13 protein-coding genes and 1 pseudogene are annotated in these 14530 nt (G+C 40.9%); 9 read left to right on the forward strand and 5 right to left on the reverse strand.

Features of this window, described 5'->3' with window-relative positions; translation table 11 throughout:
• Nucleotides 1-2 precede the first annotated feature (2 nt).
• The 5 genes from NH454_RS19335 (at nt 3) to NH454_RS19355 (ending at nt 4688) form a co-directional block, all read left to right on the forward strand.
• On the forward strand, nt 3-1298 hold the full coding sequence (locus NH454_RS19335; RefSeq protein WP_036973886.1) for a hypothetical protein: 1296 nt from the start codon (nt 3-5) through the stop codon (nt 1296-1298).
• Nucleotides 1298-2011 carry a hypothetical protein gene (locus tag NH454_RS19340; protein WP_036973884.1) on the forward strand — a complete coding sequence of 238 codons (714 nt, stop codon included), beginning with the start codon at nt 1298-1300 and terminating at the stop codon, nt 2009-2011. Before NH454_RS19335 ends, NH454_RS19340 begins: the two co-directional genes overlap by 1 nt.
• Before the next feature lie 18 nt (nt 2012-2029).
• Nucleotides 2030-3247, forward strand: coding sequence for a murein transglycosylase domain-containing protein (locus tag NH454_RS19345; RefSeq protein WP_036973883.1), 1218 nt, complete (start codon nt 2030-2032; stop codon nt 3245-3247).
• A gap of 1 nt (nt 3248) precedes the next feature.
• The gene (locus tag NH454_RS19350; protein WP_036973882.1) at nt 3249-3818 is read left to right on the forward strand and encodes a hypothetical protein; all 570 of its coding nucleotides are present in this window, start codon (nt 3249-3251) and stop codon (nt 3816-3818) included.
• Between the two features lie 108 nt (nt 3819-3926).
• Nucleotides 3927-4688, forward strand: a complete 762-nt coding sequence (locus NH454_RS19355) for an IS5 family transposase (protein ID WP_036973881.1) — start codon at nt 3927-3929, stop codon at nt 4686-4688.
• A gap of 46 nt (nt 4689-4734) precedes the next feature.
• Here the strand turns inward: NH454_RS19355 and NH454_RS19360 are convergent.
• The 4 genes and pseudogenes from NH454_RS19360 to NH454_RS19375 form a co-directional block, all read right to left on the reverse strand.
• Nucleotides 4735-5157, reverse strand: a pseudogene (locus NH454_RS19360) (IS5/IS1182 family transposase); the annotation flags it as partial.
• A gap of 185 nt (nt 5158-5342) precedes the next feature.
• A complete protein-coding gene (locus tag NH454_RS19365; RefSeq protein WP_036973880.1) occupies nt 5343-6350 on the reverse strand; it encodes a zinc-dependent alcohol dehydrogenase family protein in 1008 nt (335 codons plus the stop codon).
• A 22-nt stretch (nt 6351-6372) separates the two neighbouring features.
• Nucleotides 6373-7380 (reverse strand): zinc-dependent alcohol dehydrogenase family protein, encoded by a 1008-nt coding sequence (locus NH454_RS19370; RefSeq protein ID WP_235373816.1) that lies wholly within the window; start codon nt 7378-7380, stop codon nt 6373-6375.
• Nucleotides 7381-7454: 74 nt separating this feature from the next.
• Nucleotides 7455-8213, reverse strand: a complete 759-nt coding sequence (locus NH454_RS19375) for an SDR family oxidoreductase (protein ID WP_235373815.1) — start codon at nt 8211-8213, stop codon at nt 7455-7457.
• A gap of 155 nt (nt 8214-8368) precedes the next feature.
• Between NH454_RS19375 and NH454_RS19380 the strand changes: the two genes are divergently transcribed.
• Nucleotides 8369-9262, forward strand: a complete 894-nt coding sequence (locus NH454_RS19380) for a LysR family transcriptional regulator (protein ID WP_235373814.1) — start codon at nt 8369-8371, stop codon at nt 9260-9262.
• Nucleotides 9263-9434: 172 nt separating this feature from the next.
• On the opposite strand, the gene NH454_RS19385 is transcribed toward NH454_RS19380, so the two are convergent.
• Entirely contained in the window at nt 9435-9944 is a 510-nt protein-coding gene (locus tag NH454_RS19385; RefSeq protein ID WP_062564760.1) for a LuxR C-terminal-related transcriptional regulator, read from the reverse strand.
• Between the two features lie 197 nt (nt 9945-10141).
• Between NH454_RS19385 and NH454_RS19390 the strand changes: the two genes are divergently transcribed.
• From NH454_RS19390 to NH454_RS19400, 3 genes are all read left to right on the forward strand, one after another.
• Nucleotides 10142-11131, forward strand: a complete 990-nt coding sequence (locus NH454_RS19390) for a hypothetical protein (RefSeq protein ID WP_055022336.1) — start codon at nt 10142-10144, stop codon at nt 11129-11131.
• A gap of 3 nt (nt 11132-11134) precedes the next feature.
• Nucleotides 11135-13528 carry an efflux RND transporter permease subunit gene (locus NH454_RS19395; protein ID WP_235373813.1) on the forward strand — a complete coding sequence of 798 codons (2394 nt, stop codon included), beginning with the start codon at nt 11135-11137 and terminating at the stop codon, nt 13526-13528.
• A gap of 128 nt (nt 13529-13656) precedes the next feature.
• On the forward strand, nt 13657-14530 hold an 874-nt coding region (locus tag NH454_RS19400; RefSeq protein ID WP_235373812.1), incomplete at its 3' end, for a DUF4158 domain-containing protein.

The raw sequence follows: 14530 nt of genomic DNA on the forward strand, positions 1-14530 counted from the left end.
TGATGAAATTTAAAATATTAACATTAGCAATGGTTTTAGCTATGCCTGCAATTGCAACTGAAGAGTTTAGCCTAACAGACATGATACCTGCTCGCCCTGGAGCGCAAGTAGCGGGAGCTGAACAAGCACAAGTTTCTGGCGATGTAGTGGTTGCAAAAGATACAAATGTGGCAGTGGCTGTTGCGCATCAGGCACTAATTGATGATAACGAAGATGGCATAAAAATGATTCAGGTTGGCAGTGGTACCGGTATTTTATCAATCGGTAGTGCTAGCTATAACACTTACGACAATATGAATGCATCGTTACTTTCTAAACGCGGGGCTTATAATCAAGCGTATCTAATTGCTAAAAAACAATTAATTGAAAATATGAAGGGAGTGGAGCATCAGTGCAGCAATGTCGTGTCTGCAATTATGGATTCTATCGATACAGGCGTCGAAAGTACTGTAAATGAACAGACTAATATGATGGAAGCGTGTAAAGAGTCTGTATCTGGTTCGCTAGCGGGTTTTGTTACCTATGATGTATACGACAACGTTGATGAAAAAGGTGTACGAGTAAGCCTGATTTCAACACCAAAAACACGTGCTCAAATTAAAGAAAACCGCGGTGCCGTAGCGGTGACTACTGAGCCAAATGCTATTTTTCAACAAGTAATTGGTGATGTTAAAAGCGGTGTTTTACCTCCTGTAGGCGCTAAAGTACTAACTAATGCAGAAACGGGAGAAGTAATTGTATTAGGTTACGGCTCAGCCATTGCCCGTCAAAACCGAAATAAAACGGTTGCACGTAAGCTTAAAGGTGTTGCTAAATCTCAATCACAAACGCGTGCCCGTTCAGCGTTGCTTGCCACCATTCAAGGTGAACAAGTGTATTGGCAAGGTAGCTTTAATGAAAAGCAAATGGAAGGCACTAAGCAGTTTGAATACGAAGACCCATATTTAAATGATCCACAGCAAGTAAAAATTCTTGAAGAAGACCGCAGTACTTTTTTAAATCAATTAAAAACATCAGATGAATACTCAACTGTTGCAAAGGGTAAATTACCACCGGGAGTGAGCGTCAAAAGTTTTGCAAGTGATGATGGTTTCTGGCAGTACAGTGTTGCTGTTTACGCGCCAAGTTTAGAGGCAACAGCGCGCCAAGCTGCAAAAGAAATGGCTGGTAATAATGGACAAACAGTAAACGGCGTCAGTCGTTATGGTCATAAAATTAAAGCTCATGGTGGGTTAAATGATAAAGCGGCTAATCCTCAGGGGGCATCAGGTAAAGTAGCGAGTGAAAAGGAGCTTTAATGTTAGCACCTATTTTAGCGCTTACATTGGTGGCTTCGGGCACCTTTGACTCAGAGCAAACAATTGAAAAGCAAACTGCTTATTTTAAAAGCCAGGCTAATGGTCAATACGCCCGAGTAATGGCGTTAAAAACGAGTGCAAAAAATGCGCTTGAGCAGGCATGTCGAAATGCGTTGACCCTGCCCCAGCGCAGTATTATTAAAAATACTTTAGCTAAAAAGCTCAATATTACTTTGCCAGTATCGGTAAGCTTTATTGACGCTGAGATTGCGGGCTATAAGCAAGAAAAACAGCAAGAATGGTTAACTTGTACTGGCGTTGTAATACCTGCTGCGCATGATATTAACGAAGCAGGTCTTGCCGTTAGAGCTGCTTGGCAGATTGGTAGCCAAAAAGATAAAACAAACTTACGTTCTTTATTGCAAATAGCATTAAACCACCCTACAACAATGTCTGATGCGGTGGCATTAGTTGCAGATCAATCACCAGAAGAGCAACGCTTAAGCTATCTCGATAAATATTTAAAAGTGAGTGAGTTAATACTCGATGAAGCTAAAGCGTCAGTTGCACAAACGTGGTTTGTTAATAGGCGCTACAAGCAAGTTATTTCACTAACCCAGCAATGCAAAAGTTTAGATTGTAAGCGTTTAAATTTAGCTGCTCAAACTGCTTTTGATAACCTACCAGCTGATGATTTAAGTAGCTACTTTTAATTTTATTGGGATATAAAAATGCATCCAATAGCTAAAATTCTTCTAAAAATAGGCGTATTCGCTAATTTAACAATGGGTTTTACCAGCATAGCTCAAACGAATAATGAGGCTGAATTTGAGGCTTTTCTAAAAAAGCGCCAGAGTGAGTTTAGCCAGTTTGAGCAACAACAAAAGCAAGAATTTGAAGCGTTTGTAAGTGCTTGGCATGATGCGCAAAATGCATATTTAAAACAAGTAACTACAAAATGGCAAGACCCAAATCTGCCAAGTTCAAAAGTATGGGTCAAATACAGTGATGACTTAAATAAACGCACCAGTGTAAATTTTGAAAGTGGTGAAGTGGTGGTTGAGCTATTAAATAGCCGAAACAACGAGCAAGCTGTTGAATATGCAAAAGAGCAATTAAATGAACTTGCTCAAGTCTCGGTTGATAAAACACTTGCAAAGGATCCGGTATATATTGCAGCTAATAATACCATTAACAATAAGAGCTTCACTTCTGCGGGTCAGTCTTTAAATAGAAAAATTGAAAGAAATAAGCCATTAACAACGATTCAACCTAAAAAAATAGCCGAGCAAACGGTGCTTTCTACCGAGATTGTAGAAAAGGTACTTTCTGCCAAGGCGCCTAAAATAATTAAGCAAAAAGACAGAGTAACAATTAGTTATAAGCTGCCTGCTAATACGCTCTCTAATCAAGCAAAACGTTACTTACCTGAGGTTCAGCAACAAGCAAGGCGCTACAATATAGAGCCGGCATTGTTATTAGCCATAATTCATACTGAATCAAGTTTTAACCCATTAGCTCGCTCACCCATACCTGCCTTTGGTTTGATGCAAATAGTTCCTACATCAGCGGGTAAAGACGTGAGTAACTTTTTGCAAGGTAAACCATTACTACTAAGCCCTGAGTATTTATTCCAGGCAGATAATAACGTAGAGGCAGGGAGTACTTATGTGCATATTTTAAGTAATCGTTACTTTAAAAATGTACGTAACGAGCAATCAAGAATTTACATGAGTATAGCTGCTTATAATACTGGCCCTGGCAACGTAGCCAAAACGCTAAGTGGCTCTAAATCACTTAATCAGGCAAGTATTGCAGCTAATTCAATGTCTGCAGAGAAAATTTATACCTTAATGGTTAACAATTTACCTGCGCAAGAAACCCGTAATTACTTACAAAAAGTGGTAAAACGCACCGCTTATTATCAAAAGCAATTGAAAGGAATTTAAAATGAAAAAGTTATTACCTGTTATAGCCGCTTTAGCTTTAGGTGCGTGTTCAAGCACTCAACAAACACAGTCTGAGCCGTTAGCAAAAAATGATTCAGTGCCAAGCTGGGTATTATTACCTGTGTCGGATAAAGGGTTAGCTTCATCATCATGCGTACCTTGGTCTGGCAGTATGTCTACCGACAGAGCACAAGCTATTGCAGCAGCTCGCGCCGATTTATCACAACAGATACAGGTTAAAGCAAGCGTTATGGACAAGCTATATCGACGTAAAGCGCAAAGTAATGATGAGCTAAATGTTGGTGGAACGTTTGAGCAAGTAAGTAAGCAAGTTGCACAGCAAAGCCTTGTGGGTGCTGTGCCGCAAGAAGTTGCTTTTGCTAAATTAGATGGTGTAAAACAGCTTTGTACATTCGTTGTAATGAGCAATACACAAGAAACGTTTAATAACCTGGTCGCTCAATCTGGTAAGCGTTTAGATCCAAGTTCACGCGAAGCTCTTTACGAAGAGTTTAAAGCCCAAAAAGCAATGAAAGATCTTGAAAAAGAGTTAGATAATTTAAATAAATAATAGAAAATTCTTTATTACTAGGGCGTGTTGATCTTTGTGGTATGAAGAACAAACAGCATGAAGATAAAGTATAATTGAATTCGCCAGAAAACTTTACACCGAACCTACATGCCAAGATTAATGTTAACAGACGGGACATGGAATGTCTTATCAAAAGTAATGTACTTAAGTGGTCGAATTTATAATAAGCCCGACCAAAGAAAAACGCTCGAAGGCATACTGTATAAGATGCGCACAGGTATTCCATGGCGAGATTTACCTTCTGATTTTGGCCGTTGGAGTGCTATCTACAGACGGTTTAATTTATGGTCCAAAAAAGGGATTTTGAATGAACTGTTTCGCGCATTATCTCGTGATGCGGACATGGATTGGGTCTTCATTGATGGCAGTATTGTCAGGGCTCATCAACATAGTTGCGGTGCAAGAACTGCTGACAATGAATCAATTGGAAAGAGCCGAGGTGGAAATTCTACGAAAATTCATCTTGCAGTCGATAGCGGAGGATTGCCTGTTTATTATGAATTATCCTGTGGAAATACGCATGATATCGTCCATGCAGAGTCACTCGTAGCTAATTGCCCAACAAGTAATATGGTTGTCGCAGATAAAGGCTACGACAGTGAAAAACTGAGAGCGTTTATTCGTGATAATAACGCTACTCTCGTTATTCCACGTAAGGGCAACCGTTTAGTAGGCAATGAAGATATTGACTGGTGCATGTACAAATATCGGCACTTGGTTGAGAATGCATTTGGCCGTATTAAGCAATATAAAGGGATAGCCACGCGGTATGAAAAGCTTGAACGAAATTATCATTCAATGCTCGCTTTAGCATTTACTATGATGTGGCTACCAATGTGGGCTGATTGATATATGTACTACAAAGATCAACAGCCCTAGCAAAATCGTTTGCATTTTAAACGATATACTGAGTTTCGGGCATACCTATCCCTGTTAGCTTGTTGAGTGCTTTGAGCATGGCGTATGTCTCCCCAACTTGTGCATTGTAATTTCGAAGCGTGAGTGAAGCGCCTAGTAGTTGTTTTGCGCGATACTTAGCGGTCTCCGACAATGAACGCCTGTGGTAACCATATTTTCGTTTCCACTTTTTGTTCGAACCATAGAGCTTTTGGCAACCAACCGCCAGATTACGTGGATGACCTTTTTCCCAGAAGGCGGCTCCTTCACGTGGAGGGATTAGTAGAGGTATCGCTTTCTTAACCCTAATCGCCCTGTGGCACTCCCTTGTATCGTAGGCGCCTTCTCCCGAAATTTCCTTGATGGATCGGCGTGTTCGTTTGAGTAAATTTGGGAGTACTTCCGCATCTGTCACGCCTGAAATATTGTACTTGCGCCAGTTAGTGGTTTTTAGCGAGGCTTCGGCATGTAATCAAAGTTAGTGAATGAATATCCCTGATCTGATCGTAAGATTCTGATTTAGTTCATTCGATTTCCGCAAAAAAGCCCACGCTAATTATAATCAGGCACTGACTGAGTTGAGAGACTAGCGTAAGCTACGAACTGTTAATCAAGTTCGACCACTATTTTACCAATCTGCTGATTGGACTCCAGATAGTGATGCGCTGCTACTATCTCTTCAAATTTAAAGCTTCGATCAATGACAGGATTGAGTGTTCCCTCGGATAAACCCGAGAGGATAAATTGCTTTGCTCTGCGAAAACGCTCGATGTCTTTTATAACTTCAGTAAACACATACCCCCTAACTGTCAGACTTTTACGAAGTGCTATTTTTAAGGGAAAAGGAGTTGTTTCGGGACTTAATGCTCCGTGAACTATTATTGTTCCTTCAGGGCTCATTGCTTCAGCAATTTCAGCTATCTGCGGCCCACTGACAGCATCAAATGCGATTTTTAAATTGTTTTCTCCCAAGATACTTCTCAAGCTATCCAGCAGCGGTTCTTCTTGGGTTGCAATCACATGGGCCGCGCCAGCCTTGAGCACAGCAGCCTTTTTAGCTCCTGTTAGAGTTGTAGCGATTGGGATACCCCCCAGAGCATTCACAATTTGAATCGCAGCCAATCCAACACTGCTCGATGCGGCGGTTATCAGTACTGCATCGCCTTTTTGCACGTTAGCAATTTCGACCAAAGCGCCATAAGCTGTCATGTACTGCATCCAAGCTGCTGCGCCTTCAGCAAAGGTTAGCCCTGCTGGTTTGAGTGCCACATATTCACTTGGTACGACAATCTCTTCTGCGTAGCAGCCGTTCTGAGAAAGCCCCATCTGAGGGACAATACAAACCTCGTCCCCAAGGCGTAAATGATTTACCTCTTCCCCGACTTCAATGACTATCCCGGATGCTTCATAGCCGATTCGCGAAGGGAAGTCAGCCTTTTCTATATAGCTGCCTCGCCTAAACATGGCATCAGCACGATTGAGCCCAACAACTTTGACCGCAATACGTACATCAGTGGCCTGCAAACTTTGACTCGCCAGCGAGTCAATAGTTAATACCTCGGGGCCACCTAATTCATGGAAACGAACAGTTCGAATTAGTTTTCTTGGGCTCATATGCATCCTCAACAATGACTTTTTAAGTAATTACATCAATAACGACTTTACCCATGGCTCCCAACTCTACGGCATTATGTGCATCCATTGCCGTGTCTAGGGAAAAGCGTAACGGATCGAGTAGTGGCTTAATTTGTCCAGCTTCAACAAGAGCCGTAATTTGCCGCAGAATGTCACCATGATGTTTGCGCCCCTCTCCGCTGAGCTGTGGATGTAACACAAAAATCGCTGACAATGTTGCAGAGCGTAATGACGACGGTGCCAGGTTATGTGAACTGAATGCAGCACAGCTTAAAATATGTCCATAATGTGCAATGATATCTAATGAAGCATCGAGTACAGAGCCACCGACAGTGTCGTAAATGATATCGAATCCTTTGCCTTGGGTGTATGCGTCCACGTACTCAGCAGGGCTTGCAGTGTGATAATCAATTGGCGTGGCACCTAGCGCCTTGAGCAGTTGTTGTTTTCCAGTCGACGCAGTGGCATAAACGTCGGCACCTAAGGCCTTAGCAATTTGCACAGCTACATGCCCAACTCCGCCAACTCCACCTTGGATAAGGACTTTCTGGCCCGCTTTAACATTCGCCTTGTCAACCAAACCTTCCCAAGCGGTAAGTGCAACCAGAGGTAAAGCCGCAGCTTCACGCATGGACAAATTTTTCGGTTTGAGAGCAAGTAACTCAGCATCTACGTTGGCATATTCAGCCAATGATCCTTGCAATCCTCGCACTCCGCCAGTCAGACCATAAACGGCATCGCCTATTGCAAAGTCGGTGACGCCGTCGCCGACAGCAACAATTTCTCCAGTTAAATCGGTGCCAAGTACTGCGGGCAATTCCGGCATGGCGTAAGGAGCGATACCTTGGCGGATCTTGTAATCAATAGGATTGACTCCACTTGCAAATATTTTTACTTGCACCTGACCTGCTGATGGAGAGGGTAAGTTAATCAGGGCATCCCGGAATACTGTATCCTCTTCATAGCTATCTAATACCAAACCACGCATTTGTCTGTTTAACGCTGTCATCAATAACCTCACAAACTGAATATTCAGCGGGTGGTTAAATCACCCGCTGGTTAATCGGTCTTTTATTAAACGAATTAAAACTCTTGAACAGTTGGGCGCAGAACAATCTCGTTGATATCCACATCCGCAGGCTGCTCAATTGCGTATGCGATAGCACGAGCAACAGATTCAGATGGAATTTCATTTTGCTGATAAAAATCTTTTACAAAGGCTGCACCTTGAGTATCTGAACTTCCATGTTTTAATTCAGATTCGACTGCACCTGGTGAAATGATTGTTGAACGAATTTTACCGCCAACTTCATGGCGTAAGCCTTCGGCAATAGCGCGAACAGCGAATTTGGTTCCGCTGTAAACCGTGCCGCCGGGACTGAATACTTTGATACCCGCTACGGAAGAAATATTGATAAAGTGGCCTGCTCCCTGAGCCTGAAAGATCGGAAGCGCTGCGGCTACTCCATACAGCAGACCTTTAACGTTGATGTCAATCATGCGATCCCATTCGTCAACTCGAGTCTCAGCTAACGGTGCAATCGCCATTAACCCTGCATTATTGATAACCACATCAACTTTACCGAAGCGCTCTTGTGCAAGATTTACAAGGGCCTTCACTTCGTCCTGGCTAGTCACATCTGTCGCTTGAACCGCAACTTCTCCGCCCGCTGCACGTATGTCAGCAGCAATAGCTTCAAGCTTCTCAATGCGTCGGGCACCTAAAACAACAGATGCGCCAAGGCTGGCTAAATGTCTTGCCGTGGTCTCGCCTAAACCGCTGCTACCACCAGTGATAACAACGACCTTACCGCTGATGTTATTTGCTAAAACACTGCTCATAGTTAATATCCTCAAATAAGTTGAATGACGTTGTCTAAATAACAAGCAAAGTATCTCTTACCTTCAAAAATCAATAAATGGAAATATTTTAATTTCACAATTCCATATTTTGGAATAATATTTATGTATTTATTTCAAACCTGAATGTGACTGTGATGCTTAACAGATTGGAAATGCTCCGGATATTTTGTACTGCTGCTGAGTCTCGCAGCTTTAAAGAAGCGGCTAACCGTCTGGGAATTTCTCCTCAGGCAGTGACGCGAGCAGTGAAGGAGTTAGAGCGATTGCAAGGGGAGCTTTTATTTCATCGAAATACTCGACACATACAAGTGACCCTAGTTGGAGAAAAATTTGCTTTGATAGCAAAAGAACGCCTGCGCGCTGTAGATGAATTGTTTCAAACAAGCGCCCCTAACTCGGGTAATGAATTACAAGGGCGTGTTCGTATCGCAGCGCCTGTTGGTTTTGGTCATAAGTGCTTAATGCCTGTGTTACTGGAACTTTCAACAATACATCCTCAACTAGATATAGACCTGACACTCAGTGACGAGCGCGTGGATGTAGTTGACGAAAAAATAGATATTGGGATTCGTATCGGCTTCATGAGAGATAGTCGATTTATTGCCCGCCAGCTCACCAAAATTAATATGTATGTCGTGGCTTCGCCTGACTTAATAAATAGAGTGGGAAGGCCTGCGTCTATTGAAGAACTAAACCACTTGCCGGTTACAGGGTTAGTAGATCGCAATACGGGAAAGCTTTGGCCATGGGTTTTTTCCATGGACAGACAGTGGACGCCATCCATAACACGTTTTCGAAGTGCCGACACCGAAGCTGAATTAATGGCTATACAAAATGGACTGGGGTTTGCTCAAATTCCTGACTTTTTGGCCCAAGACTTATTACGCCAAGAGAAACTTGTGAGAGTGTTAGAAGAGATCGAGCCTGTGCCTTGGGATTTATATATTTATCGCCCTCAACGTGGTCCAGTACCACAACGTATTCGATTGGTTTTTGATCACTTGGTGTCAAGATTGAGTGTCCGCTAATGGGGATGTAACACGTTTCTGGACAAAAACGTTTCAGAGGCGAATTGCGGCTCTTTGTCAAAAACGGCCATTATTTCAAGTTAAGCCTATGCCTTTTAGATTATTCAACTTTACATAAGCTAAAGTGTTCTTATCTTCTAGATAATAGTAGGTAAGATAAAGGATGACTACTCTACTCTAGTGTACTGTCTGGCTCCATGAAGTCTTCTAAAAACCAAGCTGAAAACTCATGCCGACCCTCTACATCCGCTTTGACATATATACTAGAAGCCTGCTGACGAACTGTTTTTTCTTTGGTATCTCTTACACCACTAATTTCTCTAAAACTCAATCCCTTCAGCATTAACATAGCAACTTCTTGTTCACTTTTTGTCAGTCTCCACTGATTAAACTGTTCATTTATGACTTCACTGTACTTTATACGAGCGCGCTTCATTTCTTCCGAAATATTTTTTAGTTGAATGCCCGATTTATCTAATTCACTTTTCAACTGTTTAATACGCTTTGTGCGGTTTGAAATATCTCGAACCAAAAAAACAAAACCAATCGCTGAAGCTAAAACAATCAAGCTTTCTTCGACAATATGCCAAGTTGGAACACCTAAAGAAATATCAGTAATTACATCAAAAAAATTGAGTACCATTATTATAGCTAGAAGCACCGCTATCGATTTATCTTTCATTTAAAATCAACCAGTTAAAAAGTCTATGGGACATTTGTCTCATGAATCTACAACACATGCCTGACGTAAAAACTAAACATTATTTGTAAGGTAACTTCACTTTACAAACCATTCAAGGCAACTATCCCAGTTAGCCTAACAAGAGTCAGTAACAAATGATAGCAACCTCATATCGATTATTCTCATTAATAGCGTCAATGTTGTTAACTGTTTTAAGCATGCATATTCAAGCTGAACAAGTCACCAATTCAGTGATCGCCATTTCACAATTGGGAAATTTTAAACATAAGTTCCAAACCGTACATCGGGTTGACAGTATGGAGATAGAGCAAGTGCTTGGAGAAGTATCCTTCAAACCTAAATCCAGTTTCAAAGTACAACTGCCTTTTACACCGCAACAAATATCTTTTTTATACAATCCGGGTGTTAAGGTAAGTAAAGGACAAAAAGTAGCTAGAATAGAAGGGCCAGAAGTAAATCACTTCTTAGAAGAAATAGATGCCAGTAAATCAATACTTTTAAAAAGTAAGAAGCATCTTGAGTCTGTTAAAAATTATGCAAATTCGAAAACGATAAAAAGTGCTGAATGGTTAGACATCAACAAAACCTATCTTCAAGCAAAGTTAAGTTTTGAACACTTAAGCCATGCACTACAACAATTAGCCATCGATAAGAACGGCGATATTTTTATAATCAGTCCTTCTAATGGTCAACTTGAGTATACGAACGAACAATCACCATACCTTTTTGAAATAATTCCTTCCCATAATGTTTTTGTAAAATCTTCGCTATTAGCTAGCAATGTAAAAAATGTTAACTCATTTAAAACTGAAGATAATTGCATACTAAAAGTAGAAAATGTTGACGAAACAATCAGCCGTTATAAGCAAACAGTATGGAGTAGTTTCGACTCATCGTGTGAGCTTAAACTCGGGCAACAACTGTTACTAACACCTATCGTTTTAATTGAAGGTATTAAAGTCCCTCACCAGTCATTATTCGAACTCAATAACAAAAGCTATGTTGCAGTAAAACGAGGACAAGAAATAAACTTAGTTAAGGTCATTATTATTGGCAATGAGAATGATAGCTACATTGTTCAATCTGACAATCTAACACCTCAAGCCGAAGTACTTAGCTCCTTTGTTAGCATTGCCCAAGGTCTATTTCTCGGGCTGGGAGAATAAACGATGATAAGTGCGGTGATCAGGTTTTCTCTTATTCAACGAATTTTTATTACTATTTTGACTTTGCTCGTGACTGCTGCAGGAGTCAACGCTTGGTTTAATTTGCCAATTGATGCTTTTCCCGACATTTCTCCTACCCAAGTAAAAATCGTCTTAAAAGCACCGGGAATGACAACTTCGGAAATAGAAACTCAAATTACACGTATTGTCGAAACAGAGTTACTCGGTATTCCATCTCAAAAGATTCTTCGTTCAACCACAAAATATTCTATTACTGATATTACACTTGATTTTGAAGAAGGCACTGATATTTATTGGGCGAGACAACAAGTAAATGAAAGGCTGATGAATATTTGGGCTGAACTCCCAGAGGGTATTTCTGGTGGTCTTGCTCCTATGAGTACGCCTCTAAGTGAAATTTTTATGTTTACAGTTGATAATCCAAACTTAAGCCTTCAACAGCGACGTGATATTTTGGACTGGCAGATCAGACCGATTCTTCGAACAGTTGAAGGCGTCGCAGATGTAAACAGTTTAGGCGGCTATGTAAAAACATATGAAATAACACCAACTACTTTGAAAATGAAATCACTAGACGTTTCTTTTAGTGATATTGAACAAGCCGTAATAGCTAACAATTTAAATGGAGGACTTGGCCGAATAAACAAAGGTAACGACAATTTTGTTGTTCGAACACAAGGACAATTTGAAAAAATTGATGATATACGTCAGTTAGTTATAAAAAACAACCAACAAGGAATAATCAGGTTAGCCGATGTTGCAGCAATCAACGAAGGAAGTTTAATACGTTATGGTGCAGTGACACATAATGGTGAAGAGGCCGTACAAGGCTTAGTTATTGCGCTAAAAAACAGTAATACCGACCAAGTAGTAAGTTCAGTTAAAGAAAAACTTTTAGAACTAGAGCGCTCACTACCTAGTGGCACTACTATCAATGTCTTTTATGACAGATCTAATTTGATTAGTACTGCTATTGAAACCATCACAAATGCATTAGTTCAAGCTGTAGTGCTCGTTATCATATTGCTAGCCTTATTTCTTGGCAACTTTAGAGCGGCACTAATTGTCTCTATATCCTTGCCGGTGGCAGCTCTTGCTACTTTTATATTAATGAGCCATTTTTCCATATCAGCAAATTTAATGAGTTTAGGAGGCTTAGTTATTGCTATTGGTATGCTTGTTGATTCATCTGTTGTCGTTGTTGAAAATACTGTAAATAGGCTTTCAGAAAACAGCAAACTTCCTAAGCTGCATGTTATTTATAGAGCATGTAAAGAAGTTTCTGTGCCAACTGTATCAGGAACATTAATTGTCGTTATTGTTTTTTCCCCTCTATTAACTCTTTCAGGGTTAGAAGGGAAGCTGTTTACGCCTGTTGCATTGACGATTGTTTTTGCGATGTTATCTGCGCTAGTTTTAGCGTTTACTTGCATCCCGGTGCTAGCTTCAATGATACTGAAATCAAATGAAGCGAGTGAGCCTAGCTTCATCAAATCATTACAAATACAGTACAAAAAGTCGCTATTAAGCGTTATTAATTCACCTAAATCAGCATCATCGATAGCTTTTTTGGTGTTGATCACAAGCATTTTTGCCTTTGTAAGTTTGGGGAAAAGTTTTATGCCTACGTTGGATGAAGGAGACATCATTGTTCAACTAGAAAAGTCGCCATCTATTACCCTGCAATCCTCTCTAAATATTGATACCCAAGTAGAGAAAGCACTACTAAAACAAGTACCTGAAATACTTCAAATTGTAGCCAGAACTGGATCAGATGAGCTTGGCCTAGATCCTATGGGCCTAAATGAAACGGATATATTCATGGAGTTGAAGCCTCAAAATGAGTGGCGCTTTGATACCAAGCAACAGCTAATCGAAGATATACGCAACGTATTATCAAATTACCCCGGTATGAACACGAATTTTACTCAACCTATTCAAATGCGGGTAACTGAAATGCTAACTGGCACTACAGGCGATGTATCAATAAAAGTTTTTGGGGATAAAGTCCAAGAATTAGCAAATATCGCTGAAAAAATGAAAGTGTTAGTAAGCCAAGTATCTGGTAGTCAAGACATACAAACAGCATTGATAGAGGGTGGAAAATACATTCGCATTTCATTAAAACCTGAAATAGCTCATCAATTTGGTTTAACCACTAAAGCATTAACTGATTTTCTAAAGCCACAACTTGAAGGCTCACAAATATCTAAACTAGTTACCGTTAATAAATTTACGCCTATTGTTTTCGGTGCTTCGTCGAAGCACAAAGCAAGTCAGATTGGCTCAATAAATGATTTGAAACAAGTATCTGTTTTAATGCCTGATAATACCATTTTACCTCTAGAGAGCGTCGCTGACATTAAGGGGTTCTAGGGATTTTCCCCTCTAAAGTAACATAGAACGCTACAGGTATTATATTATATGGTCTGTGGCGGTGGGTTACCTTCCAATATTCTGCCATCTTATATAAACACCATCAATCATATTGGCGTTTATTCATCATGGCAATTAGTAATGAACTCTCGATTCTGACTCAGGCAGAACAACGAGACTTGTATTCAGCACCTCAGTTTTCTATTGAGGAACAACGTTTGTATTTTTCGCTAAACGATGTAGAACAGGCCGAATGCCGTACTATCAGGCTTACTAAACATCGTTGTTATTTCGTGGCGCTTCTGGGCTATTTTAAATCTAAGCCAGTGATCATTGCTCCGAGTTTCCGTGATATCAGTATCGACATGCAGTTTATTGCCTCCCAAATTCAAAGAGGTAAAGGGATCAGGCCTTTCAGTGTCAGTAAAATGCAGCGTGACCGTATTTACTCAAGGATACTGCGTCTACTAAATTACAATAAGTGGAATGAAAAACAGCACCTCAATGCTCTGTGCCACCACCTGGTTTACATTGGTCATGCCTGGCTGGAGCCTCGACACCTCTTTGATGCGGCCATTGAATACCTTGCCAGCCATAACATTGCCATTCCTAAGTACTCCGTGCTTCAAAGACTGATAAGCCGCACAATGCAACAGGTCAGAAAAGACCTGACGCTCCAACTGAATCAACTTACCAGTAATGAACTTAACGTCTTTCTGGACAACATAATCACTACTAAAGACGACGGGCTGAGTCTGAGCCATCTCAGGGGTGGTGCCAAAAGTCTGACCGTGCCTGAGCTTAAAAAAGAGCTCGCCATTTACCACCGGTTAGCACCATGGCACACGCAAATAAATGACGTTGTGGACAGGCTCAATCTGTCGCTAAAAAATCGACAACACTTCAGCGGCCTTATTGATTACTACGGCAGTAAAGTGCGGCGCTTCAAACGCTCACAGCAGCACCTGTGGTTACTGTGTCATCTGACAGAGCGCATGCAAC

The organism is Pseudoalteromonas sp. Ps84H-4, assembly GCF_024124645.1.
In the GTDB taxonomy this organism is placed as follows: Bacteria; Pseudomonadota; Gammaproteobacteria; order Enterobacterales; family Alteromonadaceae; genus Pseudoalteromonas; species Pseudoalteromonas lipolytica_C.

Excerpts from the sequence above, each read along its gene's own strand:
- NH454_RS19335 (WP_036973886.1), top strand. The coding sequence starts at position 3 with ATGAAATTTAAAATATTAACATTAGCAATGGTTTTAGCTATGCCTGCA.
- NH454_RS19380 (WP_235373814.1), top strand. The coding sequence starts at position 8,369 with ATGCTTAACAGATTGGAAATGCTCCGGATATTTTGTACTGCTGCTGAG.
- NH454_RS19355 (WP_036973881.1), top strand. The coding sequence starts at position 3,927 with ATGCCAAGATTAATGTTAACAGACGGGACATGGAATGTCTTATCAAAA.
- NH454_RS19365 (WP_036973880.1), bottom strand. The coding sequence starts at position 6,350 with ATGAGCCCAAGAAAACTAATTCGAACTGTTCGTTTCCATGAATTAGGT.
- NH454_RS19370 (WP_235373816.1), bottom strand. The coding sequence starts at position 7,380 with ATGACAGCGTTAAACAGACAAATGCGTGGTTTGGTATTAGATAGCTAT.
- NH454_RS19385 (WP_062564760.1), bottom strand. The coding sequence starts at position 9,944 with ATGAAAGATAAATCGATAGCGGTGCTTCTAGCTATAATAATGGTACTC.
- NH454_RS19345 (WP_036973883.1), top strand. The coding sequence starts at position 2,030 with ATGCATCCAATAGCTAAAATTCTTCTAAAAATAGGCGTATTCGCTAAT.
- NH454_RS19395 (WP_235373813.1), top strand. The coding sequence starts at position 11,135 with ATGATAAGTGCGGTGATCAGGTTTTCTCTTATTCAACGAATTTTTATT.
- NH454_RS19350 (WP_036973882.1), top strand. The coding sequence starts at position 3,249 with ATGAAAAAGTTATTACCTGTTATAGCCGCTTTAGCTTTAGGTGCGTGT.
- NH454_RS19340 (WP_036973884.1), top strand. The coding sequence starts at position 1,298 with ATGTTAGCACCTATTTTAGCGCTTACATTGGTGGCTTCGGGCACCTTT.
- NH454_RS19375 (WP_235373815.1), bottom strand. The coding sequence starts at position 8,213 with ATGAGCAGTGTTTTAGCAAATAACATCAGCGGTAAGGTCGTTGTTATC.
- NH454_RS19390 (WP_055022336.1), top strand. The coding sequence starts at position 10,142 with ATGTTGTTAACTGTTTTAAGCATGCATATTCAAGCTGAACAAGTCACC.